We start from the raw sequence: 25,114 nt of genomic DNA, 5'->3' as shown, positions 1-25,114 counted from the left end.
AATTGTAACGGCTGCAAAGAACACGAAAAAATCCCAGTTATCGAAATATAATCTGTGAAAAATTATGACAATTCGCCGCGTATCGACGTTTCATAAATGGTTTTGAAAACATTTGGGGCCACTTGCTGCCCAAGCAAATACATCAGTTTCGAAATTGCCGCTTCGGTGGTGCTGTCTTTTCCTGAAATTACTCCGATTTTTTTGAGTGAAGTACTGGTTTCATATTGGCCCATGCTAACGCTTCCGCCTGAACATTGCGTGACGTTCACCACATGAAGCCCGGATTTGATTGCTTTTTTCAGGGCCAAAATCAGCCATTCATCTGTGGGCGCATTTCCTGATCCGTAGGTTTCAAGCACCATTCCTTTGAGGTTCGGAATTTGCAGAATTGCAGAAAGCACCGATTCATTAATGCCCGGAAACATTTTTACAATAACCACATTGTCGTCGAGTTCTTTATGGAAAATAATTTTTTTTGAGCCGTTTTTCGGAAGCATCAGATCGTTATTGATTTTCAGATGCACACCGGATTCGGCTAAAGGCGGATAATTTGGCGATGCAAACGCATTGAAATGTTCGGCATTGATCTTTGTGGTGCGATTTCCGCGGTACAATTTGTACTCAAAATACAAACAGACTTCATTGATCACCGGTTTGTTTTTATGCTGAAGCGATGCAATCTGTATGGCCGTAATCAGGTTTTCTTTCGCATCGGTACGCAAATCCCCAATTGGCAGTTGCGATCCGGTAAATACGACAGGCTTCGCCAGATTTTCAAGCATGAAGCTCAACGCTGAAGCCGAATAAGACATTGTATCTGATCCGTGCAAAACGACAAAACCGTCAAAATCATGGTAGTTGTTCTCAATGATCGTCGCAATCTTGACCCATTTTTGCGGGTTCATATTCGAAGAATCGATCGGATTTTCGAATGAAATCGTTTCGATCCGGCAATCAAGCTGCTTCAGTTCAGGAATTTTTTGCAACAGTTTGCTAAAGTTGAACGCCTTTAAAGCGCCAGTTTCAAAATCCTTCATCATCCCGATGGTTCCGCCGGTATAAATCAGTAAAATGGCCGGTTGCTCAGACATTTTCATATTTCATTTTGTTGACGACCGGATTTGCATACATCGCCAAAAAGCCCTGCATTTCTATAGGATTGTTTTCGTCGATGCGGATTTCGAGCCTTCTTTCAAACAATGATTTTTCGTTTTCGGTATATTTATCGGAGAATTTATCGGTCTTATTCAAAATGTCGTAAGCGATGTAATTTGTTGGCCAAAGTTTATACGAATTCAGGATGGAATCATCAATAACCTGTGCCAATGCCTGAATTTGTTTGTTTGAATTGTCAAATTCGGCAGCGATTTGGTCGAGTTCTGTATAGAGAACATCACCTACGTGAATGTGGATGCGTTTCTTTTGTCCCATAATTCCGCTGAGCAAAGTCATGAAATCCTCATTTTTCTCTTTGATGTAGATCTGGTTGTTTGCTTCGGCGCGCAATTGCGGCATTTTCAAAGCATCTGTTGGGTCGTATTCGTATGAAATCGACACCGGAACAATCTTTACTTTCTTAAAGTAATCCATCAGATTCGTTTCATCCGATGCCATGGCAAGCATTTTCAAAACACCCGGATGCGTGGCATCGTTGCCATCTTTCGTCCTGCCTTCGCGCTGTGCAATCCAAACCGAACGGTTTTCGCGCAGCAGCAGTTGGGCGATGTATTCCGACATTAATTTCGAGCTTTGCAGCAATTCGCGCGGTGGCAAACCCCTTTGAACCAAAAAGTTCCTGTTGAGTTTGGACAAGGCCAAAAGGAACGATTTCTTCACCAGATTGTCGCCAATCGCCGAAGCTGTCATCACCAATCCATGGTCAAAAAGACTGGCATTGAGCAACGATGTATCGAGGATGATGTCGCGGTGGTTCGATATAAAAAGGTAAGCCGTGTTTTTTTCTAAGTTCTCGAAACCCGAAGTCGTAAGTCCGTCAGAGCTTCTTTCAAGCACTTTTTGAACTGACTGGTAAATAAAATTACACTGGAAATCGCGGATCGAATGGGTTTTCCGGAGTTGTTCTTTCCAAACTTCATCATCTACATCGGGAAAGGTAAAATCCATCAGCGCTTTCATCATCGGATGGTTTACGGCTTTCTGGATGTTCTCATTGATCTCGGCGTCATAGAAAGGACGAATCGCGTCAAATTTCTGCATTTTTGTTCATTTTATTTAGGCATTCACAAAAGAACGAAATTTTATTGAAATTTTTTTCGGGTTTCTGCATTAAATGCCAAAAATTGCTTTCGAATTTTCGGTCGTGATGCGGGCGACTTCTTCAGGCGAAATGTCGTAAATCTCTGCAAGTTTGTTAACAACATTTACGATATAACTGCTTTCATTGCGCTTGCCGCGGAAAGGAACCGGTGCGAGGTAAGGCGAATCAGTTTCGAGTACGATGTTTCGGATGTTGATCTGGTTTAAGAATTGGTCGATCTTTCCGTTTTTGAATGTGACGACACCGCCGATACCGAGTTTCATTCCGCAGGAAATGGCTTGTAATGCCTGTTCGTAATTTCCGGTAAAGCAATGGAAAATCCCAGAAAGTTCCGGAGATTTTTCTTCTTCCAAAATCTCGAAAATTTCGTCGAATGCTTCGCGGCAATGAATGTTTATAGGGAGTTTGTATTGTTTTGCGAGCTGGATTTGCTTTCTGAAAGCGATTTGCTGGATGCCAAGTGTGGTTTTGTCCCAATACAAATCGATACCAATTTCACCGACGGCGTAAAATTTCCTTCGGGCGAGTTCGGCTTCAACAAAAGCGAGTTCAGCTTCATAATTTTCTTTGACATACACCGGATGCAGGCCCATCATCAGGAAAACATTTTCGGGAAACTGTGTTTCGAGTGCATACATTGATTCGGTGCAAGTGGAATCAATTGCCGGAATAAAAAATCTAGTAACGCCTTTGTCGATCGCGCGTTGAATCACTTCATTTCTATCGTCTGAAAATTCATCGCTGTAAAGATGGGTATGCGTATCGGTAACAATCATAATGTGATTTTGAATTTGCAAAGGTAACTTTTTGGTTTGAAAGGCGCTTTTATTCCCCAATAATTCCCCTATATTTGGGAATCAATTCGCAATATGAAAGACCTGTACGACATCCTGAAAAAGGAAAAATATAAAAAAATTAAATTCAAAGTGACCAAAACGCATCACTTGCTGATTAAAGCTACAATCAACAATGTCAAAGGTGATTTTATCCTGGACACTGGCGCATCGAACAGTTGTGTGGGCTTTGAAAGCATTGAATTGTTTAAGCTCGCCGCCGGGAATTCAAAGACCAAAGCTGCCGGTGCCGGAGCGATCGGGATGTTTACGCAAATTGCAAAAATGAATAAATTAAAGCTTGGGAATTGGAAAAATGACGATTTCAATCTGGTGATCTTTGATTTATCACATGTGAATTCGGCTTTGGAACAGCATAAAGTGAAACCGGTTCAAGGGATTATTGGAGCAGATGTTTTGATTCATGGAAAAGCGGTTATTGATTATGAGAATCGGTATTTGTATTTAATTTAAAAATCGAATTCTAATTCAAAACAAGCGTTTACTCATTAGTAATGACGGGGTATTCATTTTGCATTTATATTTGTGCGTAACATCTTAATAATGAATCATGAAACTAAAATACTTTTTCAGAGTCCTGTTTTTTGCCTGTATGCTTTTCATGCAGGGTTTTGTAAGTGCCCAACCCATACTGTTGGTTCATAATGACCGTGTTGTATTTGAAAATGGCAACATTGGTCAAATCTCAACAACAAATGTGCTCGACAACGATATACATAACGAAGAGCCTGCGACTCTATCCAATGTCACGCTCGTACAAATCGGTACCGAAAACCCAAACATCAATCTTTCTCCTGATGGTTCCATAATCCTCTCACAAGCAACAATACCCAATGGCCGTTATCGTCTGAAATACCAAATTTGCGACATCCTAATACCTTTTCTCTGTAATATTGGCACTGTTACCGTATTTATTGGAGATTGCGCCGCTCCTGAGTTTCAGGTATCCGCAACGACACCAACATGCCCAGAAAATTTTTCATCTGTAATTATATCCGGACTTCCGCAGGGACGCATCACTTCTCTTCAATATACCATCAATGGAAGTGCAGTCCAAACCATAGCAAGCAGTCCCAATGGAACGGTTTTTTTTTCCGCCTCGGCTTCTTCATTATTAGAATTTGAATATACCGATGCAGTGACTGGATGCAGGTCGGAAATTGTGTCACTGCAAATTGCAAATCCTTCGTGCCCGGATCTTGGAATGGAACTCAACGGCAACTATTCCGATTTCAACAATGACGGATTATTAAACGCGGGTGATACTGTTAATTACCAGATGACCATTGTGAACAGAACAAACATTAATTGTACGATGGTAACAGCCACAAGCATATCTATGAACATTATCGGCTCATTCATTGATCTGCTTCCTGCCGGAACTTCAAATAACAGTGCCTACAGCGGAATACACGTGATTACGCAACGGGAAATTGACAATGGGTACATCAACGGTTTCATTTTACTTTCAGGCCGGAATTTAAACCGCACAACCCAGTCTGTCATTCCATACAGCTATCAACTTACCAGCAGCGGCATGATGACTTTTAATGCTTTTCTTGACACCAATAATAACAATGTTAAAGATGCGTCGGAAGTTGATTTTTCCCGAGGAGGATTTCAGTATGACACTAACAACAGCATGCATAACATTACCAGTGGTGCGCATTTATCGTTGCAGGATAACAACCTGTCGAATACCTATAACGTAGGTTTTGTAGTAGATGGCGATGTGGCAGCTAATTACACTATCAGTCCGGCTGCCTATTTCAATGTTTCCGTTCCTGCTTCAGGCATTAGCAACTATAATTTCGCTGTCCATGCGAGCCCATACACAGATGTTTCTACAAAAATATATGCTTACACCCAGCCAAGACCCGGTTTCAGATATGTCAACGAAGTACTTTTTACAAATAATTCTCCGGTCACATTAAGCTCAGGAAACCTCCTTTTTACAAAAGACCCACTCCTCACCATAACCGATATTTCTGCCCCTGACGCCATTCGAACCGAAACTGGATTTAGCTTATCGTTTTCAGATTTACAGCCTTTCGAAACCCGTCAGGTTAGGGTAACGTGTCAGGTTCCTGTAATGCCAACCGTAAATCTTGGAGATCAGCTGACAAACACAGTAACGGCAAATCTTCCTGCTGGTGATATTAATACGTCGAATAATAACGATTCCCTTACGATGACAGTAATTGGCGCGTATGATCCAAACAATAAAATGGAAAGTCATGGAGGAAAGATCCTGCATGCCGCGTTTGGAGCAGATGATTATCTGACCTACACCATTCGTTTCGAAAATACAGGAACTGCTCATGCGATAAATGTTAAAGTCGAGGATATGCTGGACGAAAAACTCGACCCGGCTTCGGTTAAGATGACGGCAACGAGTTCCAATTGTTTTTTAGATCGGGTTGACAACAAACTGACATGGACATTTGCCGCGATAAACTTACCGCCATCTGTAGAAAATACCGATGTCGGAAAAGGCTACATTGCCTTTCAGGTTAAGCCAAAGCCTGGATTTGCAATTGGAGATATTATTCCGAATACAGCCGAAATTTACTTCGATTTTAACCCAGCCATTGTAACAGATATTTGTACTACCGAATTTGTTTCTGCTTTGGCTGCAGCCGATTTTGATTCATTCGGTTTTAGCAGTTATCCGAATCCGGTTCAAGATAACTGGACGATTTTTTCCGATAAACAGCTTATTGATAGTGTCCAATTTTATGACGTTTCAGGAAAAATCATCCATTCGGAAACCGTCAAAAACATCAAGACCACAATCGATTTGTCGTTTTTATCGAACGGATTGTATTTTGCAAAAGTCATTTCTGATGGAAAATCAAAAACATTTAAATTGATCAAAGCGTAAACGCGCTCTTCATCAACAAAAAATCCCGCTCAATCGAACGGGATTTTTTTATTTAGATTGCTTCGTTTCTTGCAATGACCTAAAGCTCCAATGCTTTCTTCGGATCGTTATTCATCAGCAATTCGCCAGGATTTTCCAAACCTTCTTTTACCGCTACAAGGAAACCAACCGATTCGCGTCCGTCGATGATCCTGTGATCATAAGACAAAGCGACATACATCATTGGATGGATTTCTACTTTACCGTTTACGGCGATCGGGCGCTCGATAATGTTGTGCATTCCCAAAATTCCGGATTGTGGCGGATTGATGATTGGCGTAGACAGCATGCTTCCGAAAACACCCCCATTTGTAATGGTAAATGTTCCGCCGGTCATGTCGTCAACGGTAATTTGGCCATCGCGCGCGCGCAAAGCCAAGCGTTTGATTTCTGTTTCGATGCCGCGGAAAGAAAGCGTTTCTGCATTTCTTACAACGGGAACCATTAACCCTTTTGGTCCGGAAACTGCGATGGAAATATCGGCAAAATCGTAAGATATTTTTTCATTTCCGTCGATCATCGAGTTGACGTCCGGGAACAATTTTAATGCTCTGGTCACCGCTTTTGTAAAGAAAGACATGTAACCAAGCCCGAGTCCGCCATGTTTTGCTTTGAACGCATCTTTGTATTCGTTTCTGATCGCATTGATTGGCGTCATGTTGACTTCATTGAAAGTCGTTAACATCGCGGTTTCGTTTTTCGCGGCGACGAGTCTTTCAGCTACTTTGCGACGCAACATCGACAATTTCGTACGTTCTGAACCGCGGTTTCCGCCAGTTGGCGTTCCCATAGACGGTACAGCGTTTACTGCATCGTCTTTGGTGATTCTTCCGTCTTTTCCTGTCCCGGAAAGGGTTGAAGGTGCGATGTTTTTCTCATCGAGTATTTTTTTAGCAGCCGGTGATGGCGTTCCTGTAGCGTATGTCGCTGCCGGAGCTGGCGCTGATTGTGATTCTACTTTTTTAGGTTCCTCCACTTTTGGAGTTTCGGCTTTCGCTTCTTCTTTTGGGGCTTCAGCAGCTGGTTTTACTTCTGCCGCCGGAGCTGATCCAGCCGGTTTTGCACCTTCGGTATCGATTAAGCAAACGACCTGTCCTACTTTTACCGCATCGCCTTCTTCGGCTTTTAACGTGATGATTCCCGCAGCTTCTGCCGGCAATTCAAGGGTTGCTTTGTCTGAATCGACTTCGGCGATCGCCTGGTCTTTTTCTACATAATCGCCGTCTTTTACAAGCCAGGTTGCAATTTCAACTTCGGTGATCGATTCGCCTGGTGAAGGCACTTTCATTTCTAAAATCATAATTTCTTACTTTATGGTTTTTATATTTTCTGTTGTTTCTTAGAATTCGTTAGCCCTAGCCCTGATGGAAGCGGCATCCTTTTGTGCAGCAAAGCGGAACAAAAGATACAGCGGACAGCAGGAAACAGCTCCTAATTAAATAAATTTTTATCAAAAACCATCGCAACTGCCGCAGCATGGCGTTTTTTAGAACGGGCATAACTTCCGGCAGCCGGCGCGCTGTAGGCTTTTAACGAGGCAACCCTTAATTTTACGAGATGGAAATTCATCAGCATAAAACTGTAAGCGCCCATATTTCTTGGCTCTTCCTGTGCCCAAACGTAATCGTCGGCATTTGGGTAAAAAGCGATAATTTCCTGTAATTGGTCGATGGGCAGCGGAAACAATTGTTCGATTCTTACCAATGCGACATCTTTTCTTTCTTTGGCTTCGCGCTCTGCCAATAAATCGTAATAGAATTTACCGGTGCAGAACACCAATGTTTTTACGTCTTTTTTATCGATGGTGCTGTCGTCGATGACTTCCTGGAAGCTTCCGTTTGCGAATTCATCAACGGTTGAAACCACTAATGGATGGCGCAACAAACTTTTCGGTGTGAATACAATCAATGGTTTTCTGAACGTCGTTTTCATTTGTCTTCTGAGCAAATGGTAGAAATTCGCTGGCGTTGTACAATCGGCAACATACATGTTTTCGTTGGCACATTGCTGTAAATAACGCTCCATTCTGGCAGAGGAATGCTCTGCTCCTTGCCCTTCGTAACCGTGTGGCAGCAACATGACCAATCCGTTTTGGTTGTTCCATTTGTCTTCGGCAGCAGAAATGTACTGGTCGATCATGATTTGCGCACCGTTCGAGAAATCCCCGAATTGTGCTTCCCAGATCGTGAGTGTTTTCGGACTTGCCAATGCATAACCGTAATCGAAACCAACGACTCCGTATTCAGAAAGCAGCGAATTGAAAATGTTGAATTTTCCTTTGGCTTCCGGCAATTGCTGCAATAAAATCACTTCTTCTTCAGAATCTTCGACTTTTACAACGGCGTGGCGGTGCGAAAATGTTCCGCGTTCTACGTCTTGCCCGGAGATCCGAACATCGTAACCTTCGGTCAATAATGAACCGTAAGCCAGCAATTCTGCCATCGCCCAATCGAGTTTGTCCGTTTCGAAATACATCGTTTTGCGGTCGTTGATGAGTTTGGAGATTTTGCTGATGAATTTTTTATCAGAAGGCAATTCGGTGATCACTTTTGCAATTTCCGTGAGTTTTTCTTTTGGGAAAGTCGTATCGGTCGCCATCAGCATTTCTGCCTGGTCTGCCTGGTGAAAACCCTGCCATTCGTTTTGCATGAACGGCGTAATGATCGTTAAATCTTTTTTGCGCGATGCTTCGAGGTTTTCTTCGAGAACCGCTTTGTATTGGTCTTCGAGCCCTTTCACATAATTCGCATCGATGATTCCGTCTGCCAGTAATTTTTCAGCGTAAATATCACGCGGATTCTGGTGTTTCGAAATGATCTTGTATAATTTTGGCTGTGTAAAACGAGGTTCGTCACCTTCGTTGTGGCCGTATTTTCTGTATCCTAATAAATCGATGAACACGTCGCTTCCGAATTCCATACGGTAATCCAAAGCAAACAGCATTGCATGAACAACGGCTTCCGTATCATCTGCGTTCACGTGTAATACCGGCGACAAAGTCACTTTCGCAACATCTGTGCAATAAGTTGAAGATCTTGCATCCAGGTAGTTCGTAGTAAATCCAACCTGATTGTTAATGATTACATGGATTGTTCCTCCGGTTTTATAACCGTCAAGCTGCGCCATTTGCACAATTTCATATACAATTCCCTGTCCGGCAACAGCTGCATCTCCGTGAAGAGCAATTGGTAAAACTTTTGAGAAATCGTCTGGAAAGTAATGGTCTTGTTTGGCACGCGTAATGCCTTCGATCACGGCACCAACGGTTTCGAGATGCGATGGATTTGGCGCCAAATTAATATTGATCGATTTTCCAGATTTTGTTCTTCTGTCGGATGTCAATCCCAAGTGGTATTTTACGTCACCGTCGAACAAAGCATCGTCATCGTAATCTTTTCCGTCAAACTCAGAGAAAATATCCTGGGTTGATTTTTTAAAAATGTTTGCAAGCACGTTCAAACGCCCGCGGTGCGCCATTCCCATCACGAATTGCTCTACGCCTTTTTCGGCTGCAGCCTCAATTAACGCGTCAAGTCCGGGAATGATCGATTCGCCACCTTCGAGTGAGAAACGCTTTTGGCCTACATATTTGGTATGAAGAAAATTCTCGAAAGAAACGGCTTCGTTTAATTTTTCGAGTATGTTTTTTTTCTGTTCTGCAGAAAATTTTGGGATGTTGTCGTTGTAGCCGATTTTGTCCTGAATCCATTGAATGACTTCAGGTTTACGGATGTACATGTATTCAACCCCAATCGATTCGCAGTAGATTTTATCTAAGTGGTTTAGGATTTCCTGAAGCGTACAAGGCGCCAGTTTCATTGCTTTAGCAGCGTCGAAAACCGTATTTAAGTCCGATTTTGAAAGTCCGTAATTTTCAATATCCAACGTTGGCGACCACGTTCTTCTTTCCCGTACCGGATTCGTTTTAGTAAACAAATGCCCGCGCGTTCTATAAGCGTCAATAAGTTTTAAAACGTTAAATTCTTTCTGGAGTTTTTCAGAAATTTTGCTGACATCTGCATTGTCGGCAGCGGCATAATTTGCCATCTGAACGGCTGGCTGCTCGTCATTGTAAGTCTGCATTCCGAAGTCGAAACCCTGAAAAAAACTTCTCCAGCTTGGCTCGACGCTGTCAGGATTTTCTAAATATTGATCGTATAATTCGGCGAAAAAGGCGGTGTGTGCTGCGTTTAAAAAGGAAAACCTATCCATAGTATTATTAAAATATCCTCAGTTAAAAATAGTCCCGCAAAAGTACGACAATTGAAATAACAATTTAAGTATTTTTTAGATACTTTTATGTTTTCAAACCCATTTATCAAAAAAGATGAAAAAGCCTGATTTTTTTACAGTTTGCAAAAATTTGTTTTGCGTTTTCGGGATATTTTTAGCAATCCCGGTTTTCGCGCAAAGTGAGGATAAAAAATTTCAGATCGGCGGCGGATTGGGTTTGAATTTTGGATCAGGATTTACCGATTTGACCGTTGCGCCAAGCGTTATTTATAGCTTTAACAGATATGTCGCAGCCGGCGTTGGGCTTCAGGGCAGTTATGTCCGGGTGCGCGACAATTATGAATCGTATATTTATGGCGGAAGTTTGATCGCGCTTTTGGCGCCGGTAGAACAAATTCAGGTTTCGGCAGAATTGGAGCAATTGCGCGTCAATACCAATTTTTCAGGAACTGAAGTGGATGACAATTTCTGGAATACGGCTTTGTATCTTGGCGTGGGTTATCGGACTCAAAACGTGACAGTCGGAATTCGTTACAACGTGCTTTACCGTGAAAGCCGCAGCGTGTATAGCGAGCCGTTCATGCCTTTTATCAGAGTCTATTTTTAAAAATTTGAATTATGGTAACGAAGCAAATCGCAAAACATTTCCGCGACGTGCATTTTGGTGGAAACTGGACGACATCAAACCTTAAAGGCCAATTGGAAGGCTTGAATTGGGAGCAGGCAACGACTAAAGCATATTCGTTTAATACGATTGCAACACTCGTTTTTCACATCAATTATTATGTCAGCGAAGTGCTGAAAGTGTTGCATGGAGAGCCGCTTGAAGCCAGCGACAAATACAGTTTTGATTTGCCTCCGATCACTTCTGAAGCAGATTGGCAGCAATTGAAAAATAAAGCTTTTCACGATGCCGAAGCTTTTGCGAATTTAATTGAAACCTTGCCCGAAGAACAGCTTTTTGAAGATTTTACCGATGCGAAATACGGGAATTATTATAGAAATTTACATGGAATTATCGAGCACACGCATTACCATTTGGGGCAAATTGCATTGATCAAAAAAGTAATCATGCAGCAGGAAACAATGCTTTAAAATCGGTTTCTAAACCACACTTTTTGCCACTCGCGTTTCAAAATTAAGAACGCAACCTGTTTAGAAAGCACTACCAAATCGGAGCCGTCGAGTTTTTTGATTTCGTTTTCGTTGACATCGATAATATACAAAAGATTCAAATATTCGGCGAATTTGTATTGGATCAAGCGGTAGACTTTTTCGTGCAGTTGCACTTTAAGTTCATTCGGATTCGTGCTCATCGGGAAATCAATTCCTTCGTTTGCGAGGTTGAAATCCTTATTGATCTGCTCGATGAGTTTGAGGTACAGGTTTTCTGTTTCGGCTTCAGCCAACAACAAATCGGTATTGATCGGCGCTACAAACATTATACTTTTCTTCCCATTAAATTTTCACCGAAAGCTTTCAGTACCATTTTCTTTTCATCTAAAACATGCATCTTTTCAAGCGTTTCGAAAGCTTTAAACGTATATTCTTTGATGGCTTTTTGTGTCGCCTCGGACGCGCCGGTTTCATCAAAAATCTGTTTGATCGAATTGATTTTTTCCGTGTTATCTACAGGCTGAACCGAATACAAATGCAGCAATTGTTCTTTGTGTTCTTTGTCTGCAAATTCGGTTGCTTTCAGGTACAAATACGTTTTTTTATTTTCGATAATGTCACCACCAACCTGTTTTCCGAAAGTTTCCGGGTTTCCGAAAGCGTCCAAATAATCGTCCTGCAATTGGAATGCGATCCCGAGATTCAACCCAAAATTGTAAACCGCATTACCATTTTCTTCAGAAGTTTTAGAAATGATCGCGCCCATTTTCATCGCGGCAGCAACCAAAACAGCGGTTTTGTATTCGATCATTTTAAGGTATTCGGGAATCGTCACATCATCGCGGTTTTCAAAATCAACGTCCCATTGCTGGCCTTCGCAGACTTCGAGCGCAGTTTTGCTAAACAATTTGGCGAGTGATTTGAAAACTTCAGGTTCGTATTGTTCGAAATATTGGTATGCTAAAATTAACATCGCGTCACCGGACAAAATTCCTGTGTTCAAATTCCATTTTTCATGTACGGTTTCATTGCCTCTACGCAACGGCGCATCGTCCATAATGTCATCGTGAACGAGCGAAAAATTGTGAAAAACCTCAACCGCCATTGCTGCCGGAAGTGCCTTTTTATAATCGGCATCAAAAACCTCAGCGGCCATTAATGTCAGCACCGGACGGATTCTTTTTCCGGCCAGGCCAATAATGTAATCAATAGGCTCATAAAGGTTGCGCGGTTCCTTTAACAGCTGCTGGCTTTTAATGTAATTGGCGATAAATTCCTGGTACTGTGGAATGGAATGCATGAAAATAATTTTCGGCTAATTTAGGCTATTCGACACAAATGGGCTGTCTTAATCAAATGTTAAATTTTTGTAAATACTTTGGAAACTATTTTTGTATTCAAAGTTTCCAATCTACATTTGCACCGGAATTTTAACATAATTCTGTTCAAGAGAAATGAAAGAGAAAATTATTGAAAAGGCGACAGACATGTTTTTGAAACTTGGTTTTAAAAGCATTACAATGGATGACATTGCCGGTGAAATGTGCATTTCTAAAAAAACGATCTACAAATATTTCATCAACAAAGAAGTCCTGATTGCCGAAAGTACGGAAACTTTAAACCGGACAGTGATGAATATCATTGATTCGATCATCGCTAAAAATTACAATCCGATCGAGGAGAATTTTGAGATCAGGAGAATATTCAAAGGCATTTTCCAATCAACAGAAACTTCACCTTTATACCAGCTTAAAAAACATTACCCTGAAATTTATGAAAAAGTAGTCAACACCGAATTTGAAGAATGCTACAAATATCTCGTCCATAATGTTGAAAAAGGCATTGCCCAGGGTTATTACCGCGAAGGCATTCATGTGGAACAATACAGCCGGATGTATTATATGCTGACGTTCGCTATCAATGAAAACATCAAGTCTGAAAAAGAAGCCCGTGATCTTGAACTTGCCGCTTTAGAATACCACACCCGCGCCATGTCTACCCCGAAAGGCTTATCTGAACTCGAAAAACAACTTTCAAATCCTAATATATAACCATCAATCAATGAAAAGAGTAACATTAATCACCCTGTTGTTATTGGCTTTCGCAGCCAAAGCACAGGAAGTCAAAACGCTGACACTCAAGGACGCGCTGACTTATGCACTGGAAAATAAATCCGATGCAAAGAAAGCCAAGCTTGATATCGAAAACAGCGAATACCAGATCACCGAAGTGCGTTCACGTGCTTTGCCGCAGATTTCCGCAAACGGAAACACGACTTACAATCCGATCCTACAGCTCAATGCGCTTCCGGGCGACTTTTTTGGCGCTCCGGGAACAACGATTTTAGCGCCGTTGGGACAAAAATGGACGTCATCTGCTGGTGTTTCGCTGACGCAGACGATTTTTGACCAGGCCGTTTTTATCGGATTGAAAGCAGCTAAAACGACGCGTGAGTTTTACCAGGTCAACGCGCAATTGACTGAAGAGCAAGTAATCGAGCGTGTGGCAAACAATTACTATCAGGTGTATGTAAAACGCCAGAATTTGAACGTACTTGACAGCAATTATGTGAATACCGAAAAAGTGCGCAACATCATCAAAGGGCAATTCGACAATGGCCTGGCGAAAAAAATCGACCTTGACCGGATTGTAGTGAAATTGTCGAACATCAACACGATGCGCCAACAAGCTTTGAATGATGTACAGTTGCAGGAAAATGCCTTGAAATTTTACATGGGAATGCCAATTGAAACGAAGATCGTAATCCCGCAAACAGAATTTGAAGTCACGCCGACAGCATTGGCTGAAAAGCCGAATACGTCTTTAAGGACCGAATATAAATTGCTGGAAACCCAGGAAAAACTGCTGACATATCAAAAAAAATCGATTGTAGCCGAATATTATCCGACACTTTCGATCAGCGGCAGCTACAATTATCTTGGACAAGGCCCGGAATTGCCATTGTTTGCAAAGCCGGAAGACGGCGTGTACTGGTCTGATTTCGCTACGATCGGATTGAGCTTGAAAATCCCGATTTTTACCGGATTCTCTACGAAATCACGTGTGCAGCAAGCCGACATCAAGATAAGATCGCTTAAGGAAGACATGACTGACACCAAATTGTCATTGGACTTGGCTTATGAAAATTCAAGAACGCAAATCGACAACAGCATCATTACGATCAAAAACCAGAAAGAAAATGTGCAGCTGGCCGAAGAAGTTTTAAGCAACACCCGAAACAATTACACACAAGGATTGGCTCCGCTGACCGATGTGCTTGATTCGGAAAATGCTTTAACTGAAGCACAAAACAATTATACTTCTGCCCTACTCGATTACAGATTGGCAGAGATCCAACTGGTAAAATCACAAGGCGCACTTAAAACACTCTTAAACTAAAACAACATGAAAAGAAATATCATCATCGCAGTCGTTATTTTAGCCGCTTTGGGCCTGATTGCTTACATCTTAACAAACAATAAAAAAGAAAACGAGGCAAAAACAGCCGTTGTAGCTGAGAAAAATGCTTCGGTTTCTGTGAAAATAGACACCGTAAAAACAGAACAGGTTTCACTGGATTTCGTATCAAACGGAAATTTTGAACCTACACAGGAATTGACTTTTTCAGCAGAAAAATCAGGGAAAGTGGTACAAGTCCTTGTAAAAGAAGGTGATTATGTAAAAGTGGGACAAGCGCTTGCCATCGTAAGAAGCGACGTCATTAATGTGAATGCGCAAACTGCAAATTCTTCTTACCAGAATGCTGCGGCAGATTATAGCCGATATGAAAATGCCTTTAAAACCGGCGGTGTTACAAAACAACAATTGGATCAGGCAAAACTCGCCATGGTAAATGCTAAAGCGCAATTGACCCAAGCGAATATCAATGTTGGCGATACCCGAATTAAAGCGCCAATCAGCGGATTCATCAATAAAAAGTACATCGAGCCAGGTTCGATTTTAACTGGCGCACCAGCAACTGAATTGTTTGATATCGTAAATGTTTCCAAACTAAAATTGAAAGTTACTGTAAACGAAAGCCAGGTCGCAAGTTTGAAATTAGGCAACACGATTAAAGTCACCGCAAGTGTTTATCCGGATAAAAGCTTTTCAGGAAAAATTACTTTTATCGCTTCCAAAGCAGATGAAACTTTGAATTTCCCGGTTGAAATCGAAATTGCAAACAACGCTTCAAACGACTTAAAAGCGGGTATGTACGGAACGGCCGAATTTGCTTCCAAACAACAAAACCAATCGCTTAAAATCGTTGCCAGAAATGCATTCGTAGGAAGTGTGAGCAGCAACCAGATTTTCGTACTTGAAAACGGAACAGCAAAACTTAAAAAAGTAACTGCCGGAAGAATCTTAGGTGATAAAGTTGAAATCCTTGACGGATTGGCAGATGGCGAAATTGTAATCGTAACAGGCCAGATCAACTTACAGGACGGAAGCAAAGTGGACGTTATTAAATAGGTTTACCAAAACCTTAAACTAAAAATATATGAAATTAGCAGAAATATCCATAAAACGTCCTTCGTTGGTAATCGTATTGTTTACGATCCTGACCCTTGGCGGACTGTATAGTTACAGCAATCTGGGTTACGAATTGATTCCGAAATTTGAAACAAACGTAATTACCATTGCAACGACCTATCCCGGCGCATCGCCAAGTGAGGTCGAAAATACAGTAACTAAAAAAATTGAAGATGCGATCGCCTCTTTGGAAAACATCAAAAAAATCGATTCGAAGTCCTACGAAAGTTTGTCCACGGTTTCGATTACATTGACTTCTACAGCCGATGTAAACATTTCGATGAATGATGCGCAGCGTAAAATCAACGCCATCATCAGCGATTTGCCAGACGATGCCGAAACGCCTTCACTAACCAAATTCTCGCTGAGCGATTTGCCAATTATGACCATTGGCGCCAACGGAAAAATGGACGAAATTGAATTTTACGATTTGATCGATAAAAAACTCGCCCCGATCCTTTCTCGGGTTTCCGGTGTGGCGCAGGTAAACATTATCGGCGGGCAGGAACGTGAAATCCAGGTGAATCTTGATGCGGTAAAAATGCAGGCTTACGGACTTTCGATTCCGCAAGTGCAGCAAAATATCCTGTCTTCGAATCTGGACTTCCCAACAGGAAACATCCAAACGCGGGAACAGAAAATCCTGATCCGTTTGGCGGGAAAATATAAAAATGTAGCAGAATTAAGAAACCTGATCGTGTCTTCCAAAAACGGAATCCAGGTGCGTTTGGGAGATATTGCCGATGTTCAGGATACACAGAAAATCACTGAAAAAGTAGCACGTGTCGATGAAAAAAGTGCGATCATCTTACAAATTATCAAGCAATCCGATGCGAACGCAGTTGCCGTAAGTGAAGAATTGGTAAAAACGATTGCCAAACTGAAATCTGATTACAAAGCCAATGGTTTGGAACTTGACATTGCGAAAGACAGTACAATTTTCACACTTGAAGCAGCAGATTCTGTAGTGCACGATTTATTGATCGCCGTACTTTTGGTGGCATTCGTGATGTTATTTTTCCTGCACAGTATCAGGAACTCCTTAATTGTAATGGTGTCGATCCCGTCGTCATTAATTGCAACGTTTATCGGAATTTATTTAATGGGCTATACCTTAAACTTAATGAGTTTATTGGGATTGTCGCTCGTTGTCGGGATTCTTGTGGATGATGCGATTGTGGTATTGGAAAATATTTACAGACACATGGAAATGGGCAAAAACCGTGTTCGCGCCGCTTATGACGGAACTGCAGAAATTGGCGGAACGGTCGTTTCGATTACGTTGGTAATTGTCGTTGTGTTTTTACCTATTGCCATGAGTACCGGATTGGTCTCTAACATTATCACGCAATTTTGCGTCACGGTAATCATCTCAACATTATTGTCGTTAGTCGCTTCATTTACCATTATTCCGTGGTTGTCTTCACGATACGGAAAACTGGAACACATTGAAGGCAAAAACCTTTTCGGAAGAATTATCCTTGGATTTGAAAGTTACCTGACCCGTTTCATCAACTGGATTTCCGGATTGTTGACCTGGTGTTTGGATCATTACATCAGAACGATTATAGTAGTAGTGGTTATATTTTTCGCATCCACTATCGGATTGGTCGGCGGCGGATTCATCGGTGGGGAATTCTTCGCAGCTTCTGACAGTGGGGAATTTTTGGTACAGATCGAAATGCCGAAAGACGCTTCATTGGAACAAACCAATTTCATGACGCAGAAAGCCGAAGAATTCCTAAAGAAAGAAGCTTACGTCCACAGCCAGATTACAACAGTCGGGCAAACCAGTGAAGGACTTGGCGCTTCTCAGGCAACTGCTTATAAATCTGAGATCGACGTAAAAATGGTCGAATTGGACAAACGCGACGAACCTGCAAATGTTTACGCTGCAAAAACCAAAAGAAAACTCGAAAAAATATTAGTCGGTGCCAAAGTAAAAACCGTTCCGGTTGGTATTTTGGGAACTGCCGAAGATGCGACATTAGGCCTTATCGTAACCGGCCCGAATGTAGAAAGCGCCATGGCGTTCGCGAAAGCAGCCGAAAAAGAACTGCGCACGATTCCCGGAGCAACAGAAATCGAATTGTCGGTTGAAGATGGAAATCCAGAAGTAAACGTAAAAGTAGACCGCGATAAAATGGCAGCGCTCGGCCTGAGCCTGCAAACCGTTGGGGTAACGATGCAAACTGCTTTTAGCGGAAATACCGACGGAAGATTCAGGGCCGGCGAATACGAATACGACATCAACATCAAATACAACGCGTTTGATAGAAAAAGTATCGCTGATGTAAGCAACCTGATCTTCATTAACGATGCAGGCCAGCAAATTAAACTGAACCAATTTGCAACGGTTACTGAAGGTTCCGGGCCAAGCGAACTCGAAAGAAGGGACAAATCGGCATCGGTCACTGTAAAAGGACAAAATGTGGGTGTTGCTTCGGGAACCATTGTCACGCAATGGCAGGAAAAGCTCGATAAATTAAAAAAACCGGTTGGTGTTAATTACATCTGGGGCGGCGATCAGGAAAACCAAAGTGAAGGTTTCGGAACGTTAGGAGTGGCTTTATTGGCAGCGATTATCCTGGTTTACCTTGTAATGGTTTCGCTGTATGATAGTTTCGTGCACCCGTTTGTGGTATTGTTTGCGATTCCGCTTTCATTTATCGGAGCGATGCTGGCTTTGGCTTTGACCAACAATACGCTGAATATCTTTACGATTCTCGGAATCATCATGCTCATCGGACTGGTTTGTAAAAATGCGATCATGCTTGTCGATTATACGAACCAAAGGCGCAAGGCCGGAGAAACGATCAGGACGGCATTGATCCAGGCCAATCACGCGAGGCTGCGTCCGATTTTGATGACGACCATCGCGATGGTTTTTGGTATGTTCCCAATTGCCTTGGCTTCCGGAGCCGGAGCAGAATGGAAAAACGGCTTGGCATGGGTCATCATCGGCGGATTGATTTCTTCTTTATTCCTGACCTTAATCGTAGTTCCGGTAATTTATGAGATCATGGAAAAAATCATCAGCAAATTCTCTAAAGGGGAAAAAGTGGATTATGAAGCAGAAATGGTCGCCGATTATGAGCACCGTGAATTAAGTGAAGACGGTTTTAATCCGAAACACGAAGTTTAAATAATAAAATATCTTGTAAAAAGCCCTTCTGTTTTAAATGGAAGGGCTTTTTTAATGTTATGGAAATTTAAGAACTGCTGCTTAAAAAGTTTTTTGCCACAATTTTTTACCGATAGATTTTTGAAAATTAGTGCAATTGCTTTGCCGGTTTGCTAATTGCTCGGATCGGATCTAACTTTTAAAACTCAAAGCATAAAAAAAGCCTCCAATTTTAAGGAAGCTTTTCTAATTTTATCAAATTGGTTCGAATTAATTTCTGTTCGCCAATGATTCCTGTTTCCAGTTTTTCACCGATTCCACAGCATTTGAAGAATAATTCACTTCTGTCAAATCAGCGTTGCTCCAAAACAACCATTTTCCGGTTTTGATGCCTTTGTTGTATTCGCCAACCGATTTTTTATTCCCGACAGCATCATACGCCACCCATTGTCCTTCAAGCTTGCCGTCTTTAAAAAATCCGGTTTGCTGCACTTGTCCGTTATCGAAATAATAAGTCGCTTTTACTAGTTCGCCAAAAGCTTCCAATTTAGGTTGTTGTATATTTTGTGCTGCAATCATTCCAGTAACCAGCAGTGTTCCAATGATCATAAACTTTTTCATAGTGTAGGTTTTTAATTGTTGGTAATAATTCCATAACAAATGTATACAACTATTTACATTAAACAAACTTTTACATAACAATTTGGTAACATTGCATGAAAACTTAACATTGGAACTATATTTATAGTTGACTGAAGATCAGCATTTGGGCGTTGCCTTCAGCCAGGCTGTCCGCTGACACGAGCGTTAGCGAACTGGCGATGCATCCTTAACGCAGACGATGAATTTAGCAGGAAAGGTTCAGTTGCTTTGTAAATATATAATTTATTAGTTCGTCTAGATACATTGCATCTAAATGAAAATGAGAACCATTAAGACATTAAGATTCATTAAGGTTGTCTCCATGGCTCTTCATCGCTTAATGGTTAAATCACAACAAGCATTTATTCCACCCACTTCCGCGTTAGCGATTGCAACGCAAATCCTTTTGAGGTTTTTCACTGAAAAAAGATTACTTCACTTAATGTTTATTTTCGTAGGTGTCAGTGAATTTCATTTGCAGCGGAAAGCGCGGCCGAAGATTTGAAATTAAAAGGAATTTGAGATTAAGAGGAAAATGTCCGGTGGACATTTGGTTTAACCAGCGGGCTTTAGGTAAAAAATTTTATAAGCGAATATTAAACTTTCTCTATACTCGAGATCTTCATCGTGATGCTGCGTTAGCGATAGAGGCAGGCACCGTGTGCAGCCGATAGCGCGGGCCGCAGGCAACGCCACAAAAATTAAAAAAACTAAACTTTTATTGACATTTATGAATTAAATTTGCGCTTCTAAAAACAAGGTAATGTACAGAAGTCACAATTGCGGCATTTGAAATTAAAAGGAGGAAGCCCAGTGGGCTTCAGGTACTTTTCTAGTGAAACAAAAAATAACGAATACCAATAAATTAATATGTACAGAAGTCACAATTGCGGCGAATTAACATCCGCAAACATCAATACAGAAGTTACGCTGGCCGGCTGGGTCCAGAAATCACGCGATAAAGGTTTTATGAACTGGGTCGATTTGCGCGACCGCTACGGCATTACGCAATTGGTTTTTGATGAAGGCCGTACCGACAAAGCTGTTTTTGAAAAAGCGAAAACCCTTGGGCGCGAATTCGTAATTCAGGTAAAAGGAACCGTGATTGAACGCGAAGCCAAGAATAGAAACATGGCGACCGGCGATATTGAGATTTTGGTTTCTGAACTGAATATTCTGAACGCAGCTTTAACGCCGCCTTTTACGATTGAAGACGAAACCGACGGCGGCGAAGACATTCGCATGAAATACCGCTACCTTGATATCCGGAGAAATCCAGTGAAAAACAACTTGCTTTTCCGTCATAAAGTGGCGATGGAAGTCAGAAAATATTTATCCGATCTGGATTTTTGCGAAGTCGAAACCCCTTATTTAATCAAGTCGACTCCGGAAGGCGCGCGCGATTTCGTCGTTCCGTCACGAATGAATGAAGGACAATTTTATGCGTTGCCACAATCTCCGCAGACTTTCAAACAACTATTGATGGTTGGCGGAATGGACAAATATTTCCAGATCGTGAAATGTTTCCGCGATGAGGATTTACGTGCCGACAGGCAACCAGAATTTACGCAGATCGATTGTGAAATGGCTTTTGTGGAACAGGAAGATATTTTAAATGTTTTTGAAGGTTTGACGCGTCATTTGCTGAAAGAAATCAAAGGCATTGAAGTCGATAAATTTCCAAGAATGACCTATGACCATGCAATGAAAACCTACGGAAATGACAAACCGGACATTCGTTTCGGGATGGAATTTGGCGAACTGAACGCAGTCGCGCAACACAAGGAATTTTCGGTTTTCAACTCAGCAGAATTGGTTGTTGCGATCGCAGCACCGAAATGCGGGGAATATACAAGGAAGGAAATCGACGCACTTATCGAATGGGTAAAACGCCCACAAATCGGCGCAAGCGGAATGGTTTACGTGAAATGCAACGAAGACGGTACATTCAAATCATCGGTAGATAAATTTTACGATCAGAACGATTTGGCAAAATGGGCTGAAGTCACCGGCGCGAAAGCTGGCGATATGATCTTTGTATTGTCTGGCCCAGCTGATAAAACGAGAACGCAGTTGAGCGCTTTGAGAATGGAATTGGCGACACGTTTAGGACTTAGAAACCCGGCGGAATTTGCACCTTTATGGGTTGTGGATTTCCCATTATTGGAATTGGATGAAGAATCTGGCAGATGGCACGCAATGCACCATCCGTTCACATCTCCGAAACCGGAAGATATGAAACTGCTCGAAACCGATCCCGGAAAAGTACGTGCCAACGCTTATGATATGGTGCTAAACGGAAATGAAATTGGCGGCGGATCAATCAGAATCCATGACAAAGCGACGCAGCAATTGATGTTTAAATATTTAGGATTTACCGAAGAAGAAGCAAAAAACCAGTTCGGATTTTTAATGGACGCATTCCAGTTTGGCGCGCCGCCGCACGGTGGGTTGGCATTTGGATTGGACCGATTGGTTGCGATTTTAGGCGGACAGGAAACGATCCGTGATTTTATTGCATTCCCTAAGAACAATTCGGGTCGCGATGTAATGATCGACGCGCCTTCAGTAATTGATGAAAAACAATTGGAAGAATTGCATATAAAATTAAGAAACTAGTGAAATCTATGATCAAATTGATAGCTGGATTGCTTTTAATGGTTTCCGGCACTGTAGCTGCGCAGGAAAAACCATCATTTGGAGTGAATGCCGGCGCGACTTATTCAAACATCAGGGGAAATGAATATGCAGATGAATTTAAATATGGTGCTGACTTTTTGGTTGGTGTTTCAGCTGAAATTCCTTTGAGCAATAAATGGTCGGTAATTGGGAACATCAATTACGAACGCAAATCTTTTCATAGGGATTTTGCAGTAATTTATCTGGATTTCCGTGATTTTAATGATCCTTCATTCCCGACTGGGAACGTTAAGATTAAAGAAACGTTCTCTTATTTAGCAGTTCCGGTAAACATCAAATATTACATCGGAAAACAAAAACGATTTTTCATCAACGGCGGCATTTACACTGCTTTTTTTCTTGGCAGCCAGTTAAAACATGATGGCGTAAAACAACCTGCTAATGATAAAGATATAACAGCGGTTGATTTTGGGGCAAATCTTGGCACCGGTGTTGTTGTTAAATTAAATCAAACAAATAGACTAAATATCGAATTACGCGATAATCTCGGATTATCAGACAATATCAGCTTTTCCAATATCGAAACCAGAACAAACAGCCTGAACCTGATTTTGAACTGGCAATTCACGTTATAAATCTCCGAAACAACTGGTAATCAATATTTTTTAGAAATTATTTAACAAAATTTAATTTCGTATTGTAAATAATATTACATTTGTCGCATTATAAATTAATTATTACAATTACAATGCGTACAGGTACAGTTAAATTTTTCAATGAGTCTAAAGGTTACGGATTCATTACAGACGAAGAAACAGGAAAAGACATTTTCGTTCATGCATCAGGAATCAGAGCGGAAGAACTTCGCGAAGGTGACAGAGTATCTTACGAAGAAGAAGAAGGAAGAAAAGGTAAAGTAGCAGCTCAGGTTGCAGTACTTGAAGACTAAAAATATATAGATTATTTTTGTTACCTATTGAATGTTTAAAAAACGTTCCGATTCATTTCGGGACGTTTTTTTTTGCACAAAAAATAGATTTCCATTTCAATCGTTGATAATTATTTAACAAAATTGGCTGTTTGTTAAAATCGGCTGTCGATTCTATTGCTATTTATAATCAATAAAAATTAGTAATTTACAACGTTGTAGCTGCTATGAAAACGTTTTTTTTAATTGCTATTTAATTATTGAAACTTATCTTTGTAGTTGAGTTTAAAGTAAATTTTCCTTAAATTATGCAATCAACACAAACCGATTATTTCCCGATTGTGATGCAGCTGCTTTTAGCGGTTGGATTTGTCGTTGGAACCATCATAGTATCCAGCTTTTTAGGCCCAAAAAGAAAATCTGCGAATAAAGACAAAAACTTCGAGTGCGGAATTGAATCGGTCGGGAATGCGCGTATGCCGTTTTCGGTAAAATATTTCCTTGTCGCAATTCTTTTTGTATTGTTTGACGTGGAAGTGATTTTTATGTATCCATGGGCAGTCAATTTCCGCGAAATGGGCGTTGAAGGTTTGCTTAAAATGGGAATTTTTATGATTTTGCTCTTGGTCGGATTCTTCTATGTGATGAAGAAAAAAGGCCTCGAGTGGGAGTAATGCAATTTAAGATTTACGAATTAAGATTTACGCATGCTGTAAAATCTTAATTCGTAAATCAAAAATCTTAAATCAAAATGAGCGATTCAAAAATAATAACAAACGCACCGGCTCCCGAAGGAATTCAGGGTGAAGGTTTTTTTGCCGGCAAATTAAGCGATGTTGTCGGAATGGCGCGTGCCAATTCGCTTTGGCCTTTGCCTTTTGCAACTTCCTGTTGCGGAATTGAATTTATGGCCACTATGGCTTCGCATTACGATGTCGCACGTTTCGGATCTGAACGGATGAGTTTCTCTCCGCGTCAGGCTGATATGTTGCTCGTTATGGGAACCATCGCTAAAAAAATGGCCCCGATCTTGCGCCAGGTTTACGAACAAATGGCCGAGCCAAGATGGGTAATTTCCGTTGGTGCCTGCGCTTGTTCAGGTGGGATTTTCGATACGTATTCTGTGCTTCAGGGCATCGATAAGATCATTCCGGTAGACGTTTACGTTCCGGGTTGCCCGCCAAGACCAGAGCAAATCCTCGACGGCATCATGCGTTTGCAGGATCTCGTAAGATCTGAATCAGTCAGAAGAAGAAGTTCGCCCGAATACACAGAATTATTGGCTTCTTATAATATCAAGTAATCAAATGGCTTTAGAAACCACTACCATACAACGCTCCCTGAACGATCATTTCGAATCGGCAGTAAGCGATTTTCAGCAAATTCACGACATACTGACTTTTGAAGTCGATTCAGAACAAATTGCGAAAGTGATGACGTTTTTAAGGGATGATGCGACTTTACGCTTCAATTTTCTTACTGATTTGTGCGGCATGCATTTCCCGGATGCCGATCCAAGCCGACAATTTTCGGTGGTGTATCACATGCACAACTGGGTTGATAATGTTAGAATCAGAATCAAATGTTTCTTACCTGCTGAAAATCCAACAATTGATACGGTTTCAAACATTTTCCTAAGCGCCAATTGGCAGGAACGCGAGACTTACGATTTCTACGGAATCATTTTCAAAGGCCATCCGCAATTGAAAAGAATTTTAAATATGGATGAAATGACATCGTTTCCGATGCGTAAGGAATTCCCGCTTGAAGACGGCGGAAGAACCGACAAAGACGACCGTTTCTTCGGACGAACAACAGACAATCGCTAATAATTCCTGAAATA

The 25,114-nt window shown here is 41.4% G+C and carries 22 protein-coding genes; 14 read left to right on the top strand and 8 right to left on the bottom strand.

What is annotated here, in order from left to right:
- Window positions 1-62: 62 nt before the first annotated feature.
- The 3 genes from BLS32_RS13950 to BLS32_RS13940 all read right to left on the bottom strand — a co-directional run bounded on the left by BLS32_RS13950 (window position 63) and on the right by BLS32_RS13940 (window position 3,054).
- Window positions 63-1,091: an asparaginase gene (locus BLS32_RS13950; protein ID WP_091397720.1), complete on the bottom strand. Its 1,029-nt coding sequence runs from the start codon at window positions 1,089-1,091 to the stop codon at window positions 63-65.
- Window positions 1,084-2,217, bottom strand: coding sequence for a 1-acyl-sn-glycerol-3-phosphate acyltransferase (locus BLS32_RS13945; protein ID WP_091397136.1), 1,134 nt, complete (start codon window positions 2,215-2,217; stop codon window positions 1,084-1,086). The genes BLS32_RS13950 and BLS32_RS13945 overlap by 8 nt, the downstream gene beginning before the upstream one ends.
- Window positions 2,218-2,286: 69 nt before the next feature.
- Window positions 2,287-3,054 (bottom strand): TatD family hydrolase, encoded by a 768-nt coding sequence (locus BLS32_RS13940; RefSeq protein ID WP_091397133.1) that lies wholly within the window; start codon window positions 3,052-3,054, stop codon window positions 2,287-2,289.
- A 93-nt stretch (window positions 3,055-3,147) separates the two neighbouring features.
- Between BLS32_RS13940 and BLS32_RS13935 the strand changes: the two genes are divergently transcribed.
- Together BLS32_RS13935 and BLS32_RS13930 are read left to right on the top strand one after the other, a co-directional pair.
- A complete protein-coding gene (locus BLS32_RS13935) occupies window positions 3,148-3,585 on the top strand; it encodes a retropepsin-like aspartic protease (RefSeq protein ID WP_091397131.1) in 438 nt (145 codons plus the stop codon).
- 97 nt (window positions 3,586-3,682) lie between these two features.
- On the top strand, window positions 3,683-6,016 hold the full coding sequence (locus tag BLS32_RS13930; RefSeq protein WP_091397129.1) for a T9SS type A sorting domain-containing protein: 2,334 nt from the start codon (window positions 3,683-3,685) through the stop codon (window positions 6,014-6,016).
- A gap of 79 nt (window positions 6,017-6,095) precedes the next feature.
- Here the strand turns inward: BLS32_RS13930 and odhB are convergent, their stop codons facing one another.
- The gene (odhB, locus tag BLS32_RS13925; RefSeq protein ID WP_091397127.1) at window positions 6,096-7,355 is read right to left on the bottom strand and encodes a 2-oxoglutarate dehydrogenase complex dihydrolipoyllysine-residue succinyltransferase; all 1,260 of its coding nucleotides are present in this window, start codon (window positions 7,353-7,355) and stop codon (window positions 6,096-6,098) included.
- A gap of 131 nt (window positions 7,356-7,486) precedes the next feature.
- On the bottom strand, window positions 7,487-10,267 hold the full coding sequence (locus BLS32_RS13920) for a 2-oxoglutarate dehydrogenase E1 component (protein WP_091397123.1): 2,781 nt from the start codon (window positions 10,265-10,267) through the stop codon (window positions 7,487-7,489).
- A gap of 115 nt (window positions 10,268-10,382) precedes the next feature.
- Between BLS32_RS13920 and BLS32_RS13915 the strand changes: the two genes are divergently transcribed.
- On the top strand, window positions 10,383-10,895 hold the full coding sequence (locus tag BLS32_RS13915; RefSeq protein WP_091397120.1) for a lipid-binding SYLF domain-containing protein: 513 nt from the start codon (window positions 10,383-10,385) through the stop codon (window positions 10,893-10,895).
- Between the two features lie 11 nt (window positions 10,896-10,906).
- The gene (locus tag BLS32_RS13910; protein ID WP_091397118.1) at window positions 10,907-11,383 is read left to right on the top strand and encodes a DinB family protein; all 477 of its coding nucleotides are present in this window, start codon (window positions 10,907-10,909) and stop codon (window positions 11,381-11,383) included.
- On the opposite strand, the gene BLS32_RS13905 is transcribed toward BLS32_RS13910, so the two are convergent.
- Window positions 11,380-11,730, bottom strand: coding sequence for a hypothetical protein (locus BLS32_RS13905; RefSeq protein WP_170227568.1), 351 nt, complete (start codon window positions 11,728-11,730; stop codon window positions 11,380-11,382). The genes BLS32_RS13910 and BLS32_RS13905 overlap by 4 nt on opposite strands.
- Window positions 11,730-12,704 carry a polyprenyl synthetase family protein gene (locus BLS32_RS13900; protein ID WP_091397113.1) on the bottom strand — a complete coding sequence of 325 codons (975 nt, stop codon included), beginning with the start codon at window positions 12,702-12,704 and terminating at the stop codon, window positions 11,730-11,732. Before BLS32_RS13900 ends, BLS32_RS13905 begins: the two co-directional genes overlap by 1 nt.
- A gap of 154 nt (window positions 12,705-12,858) precedes the next feature.
- On the opposite strand from BLS32_RS13900, the gene BLS32_RS13895 reads away from it, so the two are divergent.
- Genes BLS32_RS13895 through BLS32_RS13880 form a run of 4 tightly spaced genes read left to right on the top strand, consistent with a single transcriptional unit; the run spans window position 12,859 to window position 19,082 of the window.
- Window positions 12,859-13,455, top strand: coding sequence for a TetR/AcrR family transcriptional regulator (locus BLS32_RS13895; RefSeq protein ID WP_091397112.1), 597 nt, complete (start codon window positions 12,859-12,861; stop codon window positions 13,453-13,455).
- A gap of 10 nt (window positions 13,456-13,465) precedes the next feature.
- Complete coding sequence (locus tag BLS32_RS13890) at window positions 13,466-14,803, top strand: TolC family protein (RefSeq protein ID WP_091397109.1); 1,338 nt, start codon at window positions 13,466-13,468, stop codon at window positions 14,801-14,803.
- A 6-nt stretch (window positions 14,804-14,809) separates the two neighbouring features.
- Window positions 14,810-15,877: an efflux RND transporter periplasmic adaptor subunit gene (locus BLS32_RS13885; protein ID WP_091397106.1), complete on the top strand. Its 1,068-nt coding sequence runs from the start codon at window positions 14,810-14,812 to the stop codon at window positions 15,875-15,877.
- A gap of 28 nt (window positions 15,878-15,905) precedes the next feature.
- The gene (locus BLS32_RS13880; protein WP_091397105.1) at window positions 15,906-19,082 is read left to right on the top strand and encodes an efflux RND transporter permease subunit; all 3,177 of its coding nucleotides are present in this window, start codon (window positions 15,906-15,908) and stop codon (window positions 19,080-19,082) included.
- Between the two features lie 249 nt (window positions 19,083-19,331).
- Here BLS32_RS13880 and BLS32_RS13875 read toward each other — a convergent pair whose 3' ends face one another.
- Window positions 19,332-19,682 carry a toxin-antitoxin system YwqK family antitoxin gene (locus BLS32_RS13875; protein ID WP_091397102.1) on the bottom strand — a complete coding sequence of 117 codons (351 nt, stop codon included), beginning with the start codon at window positions 19,680-19,682 and terminating at the stop codon, window positions 19,332-19,334.
- Window positions 19,683-20,573: 891 nt separating this feature from the next.
- Between BLS32_RS13875 and aspS the strand changes: the two genes are divergently transcribed.
- The 6 genes from aspS (at window position 20,574) to BLS32_RS13840 (ending at window position 25,100) form a co-directional block, all read left to right on the top strand.
- Window positions 20,574-22,322: an aspartate--tRNA ligase gene (aspS, locus tag BLS32_RS13865; protein WP_091397095.1), complete on the top strand. Its 1,749-nt coding sequence runs from the start codon at window positions 20,574-20,576 to the stop codon at window positions 22,320-22,322.
- Window positions 22,323-22,330: 8 nt separating this feature from the next.
- The gene (locus tag BLS32_RS13860) at window positions 22,331-22,978 is read left to right on the top strand and encodes a porin family protein (protein ID WP_091397092.1); all 648 of its coding nucleotides are present in this window, start codon (window positions 22,331-22,333) and stop codon (window positions 22,976-22,978) included.
- Window positions 22,979-23,091: 113 nt separating this feature from the next.
- Window positions 23,092-23,292 carry a cold-shock protein gene (locus BLS32_RS13855; RefSeq protein WP_027310289.1) on the top strand — a complete coding sequence of 67 codons (201 nt, stop codon included), beginning with the start codon at window positions 23,092-23,094 and terminating at the stop codon, window positions 23,290-23,292.
- A 287-nt stretch (window positions 23,293-23,579) separates the two neighbouring features.
- Window positions 23,580-23,945: an NADH-quinone oxidoreductase subunit A gene (locus BLS32_RS13850; RefSeq protein ID WP_091397089.1), complete on the top strand. Its 366-nt coding sequence runs from the start codon at window positions 23,580-23,582 to the stop codon at window positions 23,943-23,945.
- Window positions 23,946-24,022: 77 nt separating this feature from the next.
- Window positions 24,023-24,574, top strand: coding sequence for an NADH-quinone oxidoreductase subunit B (locus tag BLS32_RS13845; protein WP_091397086.1), 552 nt, complete (start codon window positions 24,023-24,025; stop codon window positions 24,572-24,574).
- 4 nt (window positions 24,575-24,578) lie between these two features.
- The gene (locus tag BLS32_RS13840) at window positions 24,579-25,100 is read left to right on the top strand and encodes an NADH-quinone oxidoreductase subunit C (RefSeq protein ID WP_091397084.1); all 522 of its coding nucleotides are present in this window, start codon (window positions 24,579-24,581) and stop codon (window positions 25,098-25,100) included.
- Window positions 25,101-25,114 lie beyond the last annotated feature (14 nt).

The sequence above is a fragment of the Flavobacterium noncentrifugens genome, from assembly GCF_900100375.1.
GTDB classification, from domain to species: domain Bacteria; phylum Bacteroidota; class Bacteroidia; order Flavobacteriales; family Flavobacteriaceae; genus Flavobacterium; species Flavobacterium noncentrifugens.
This window is presented reverse-complemented; position numbering and strand designations above follow the sequence as displayed.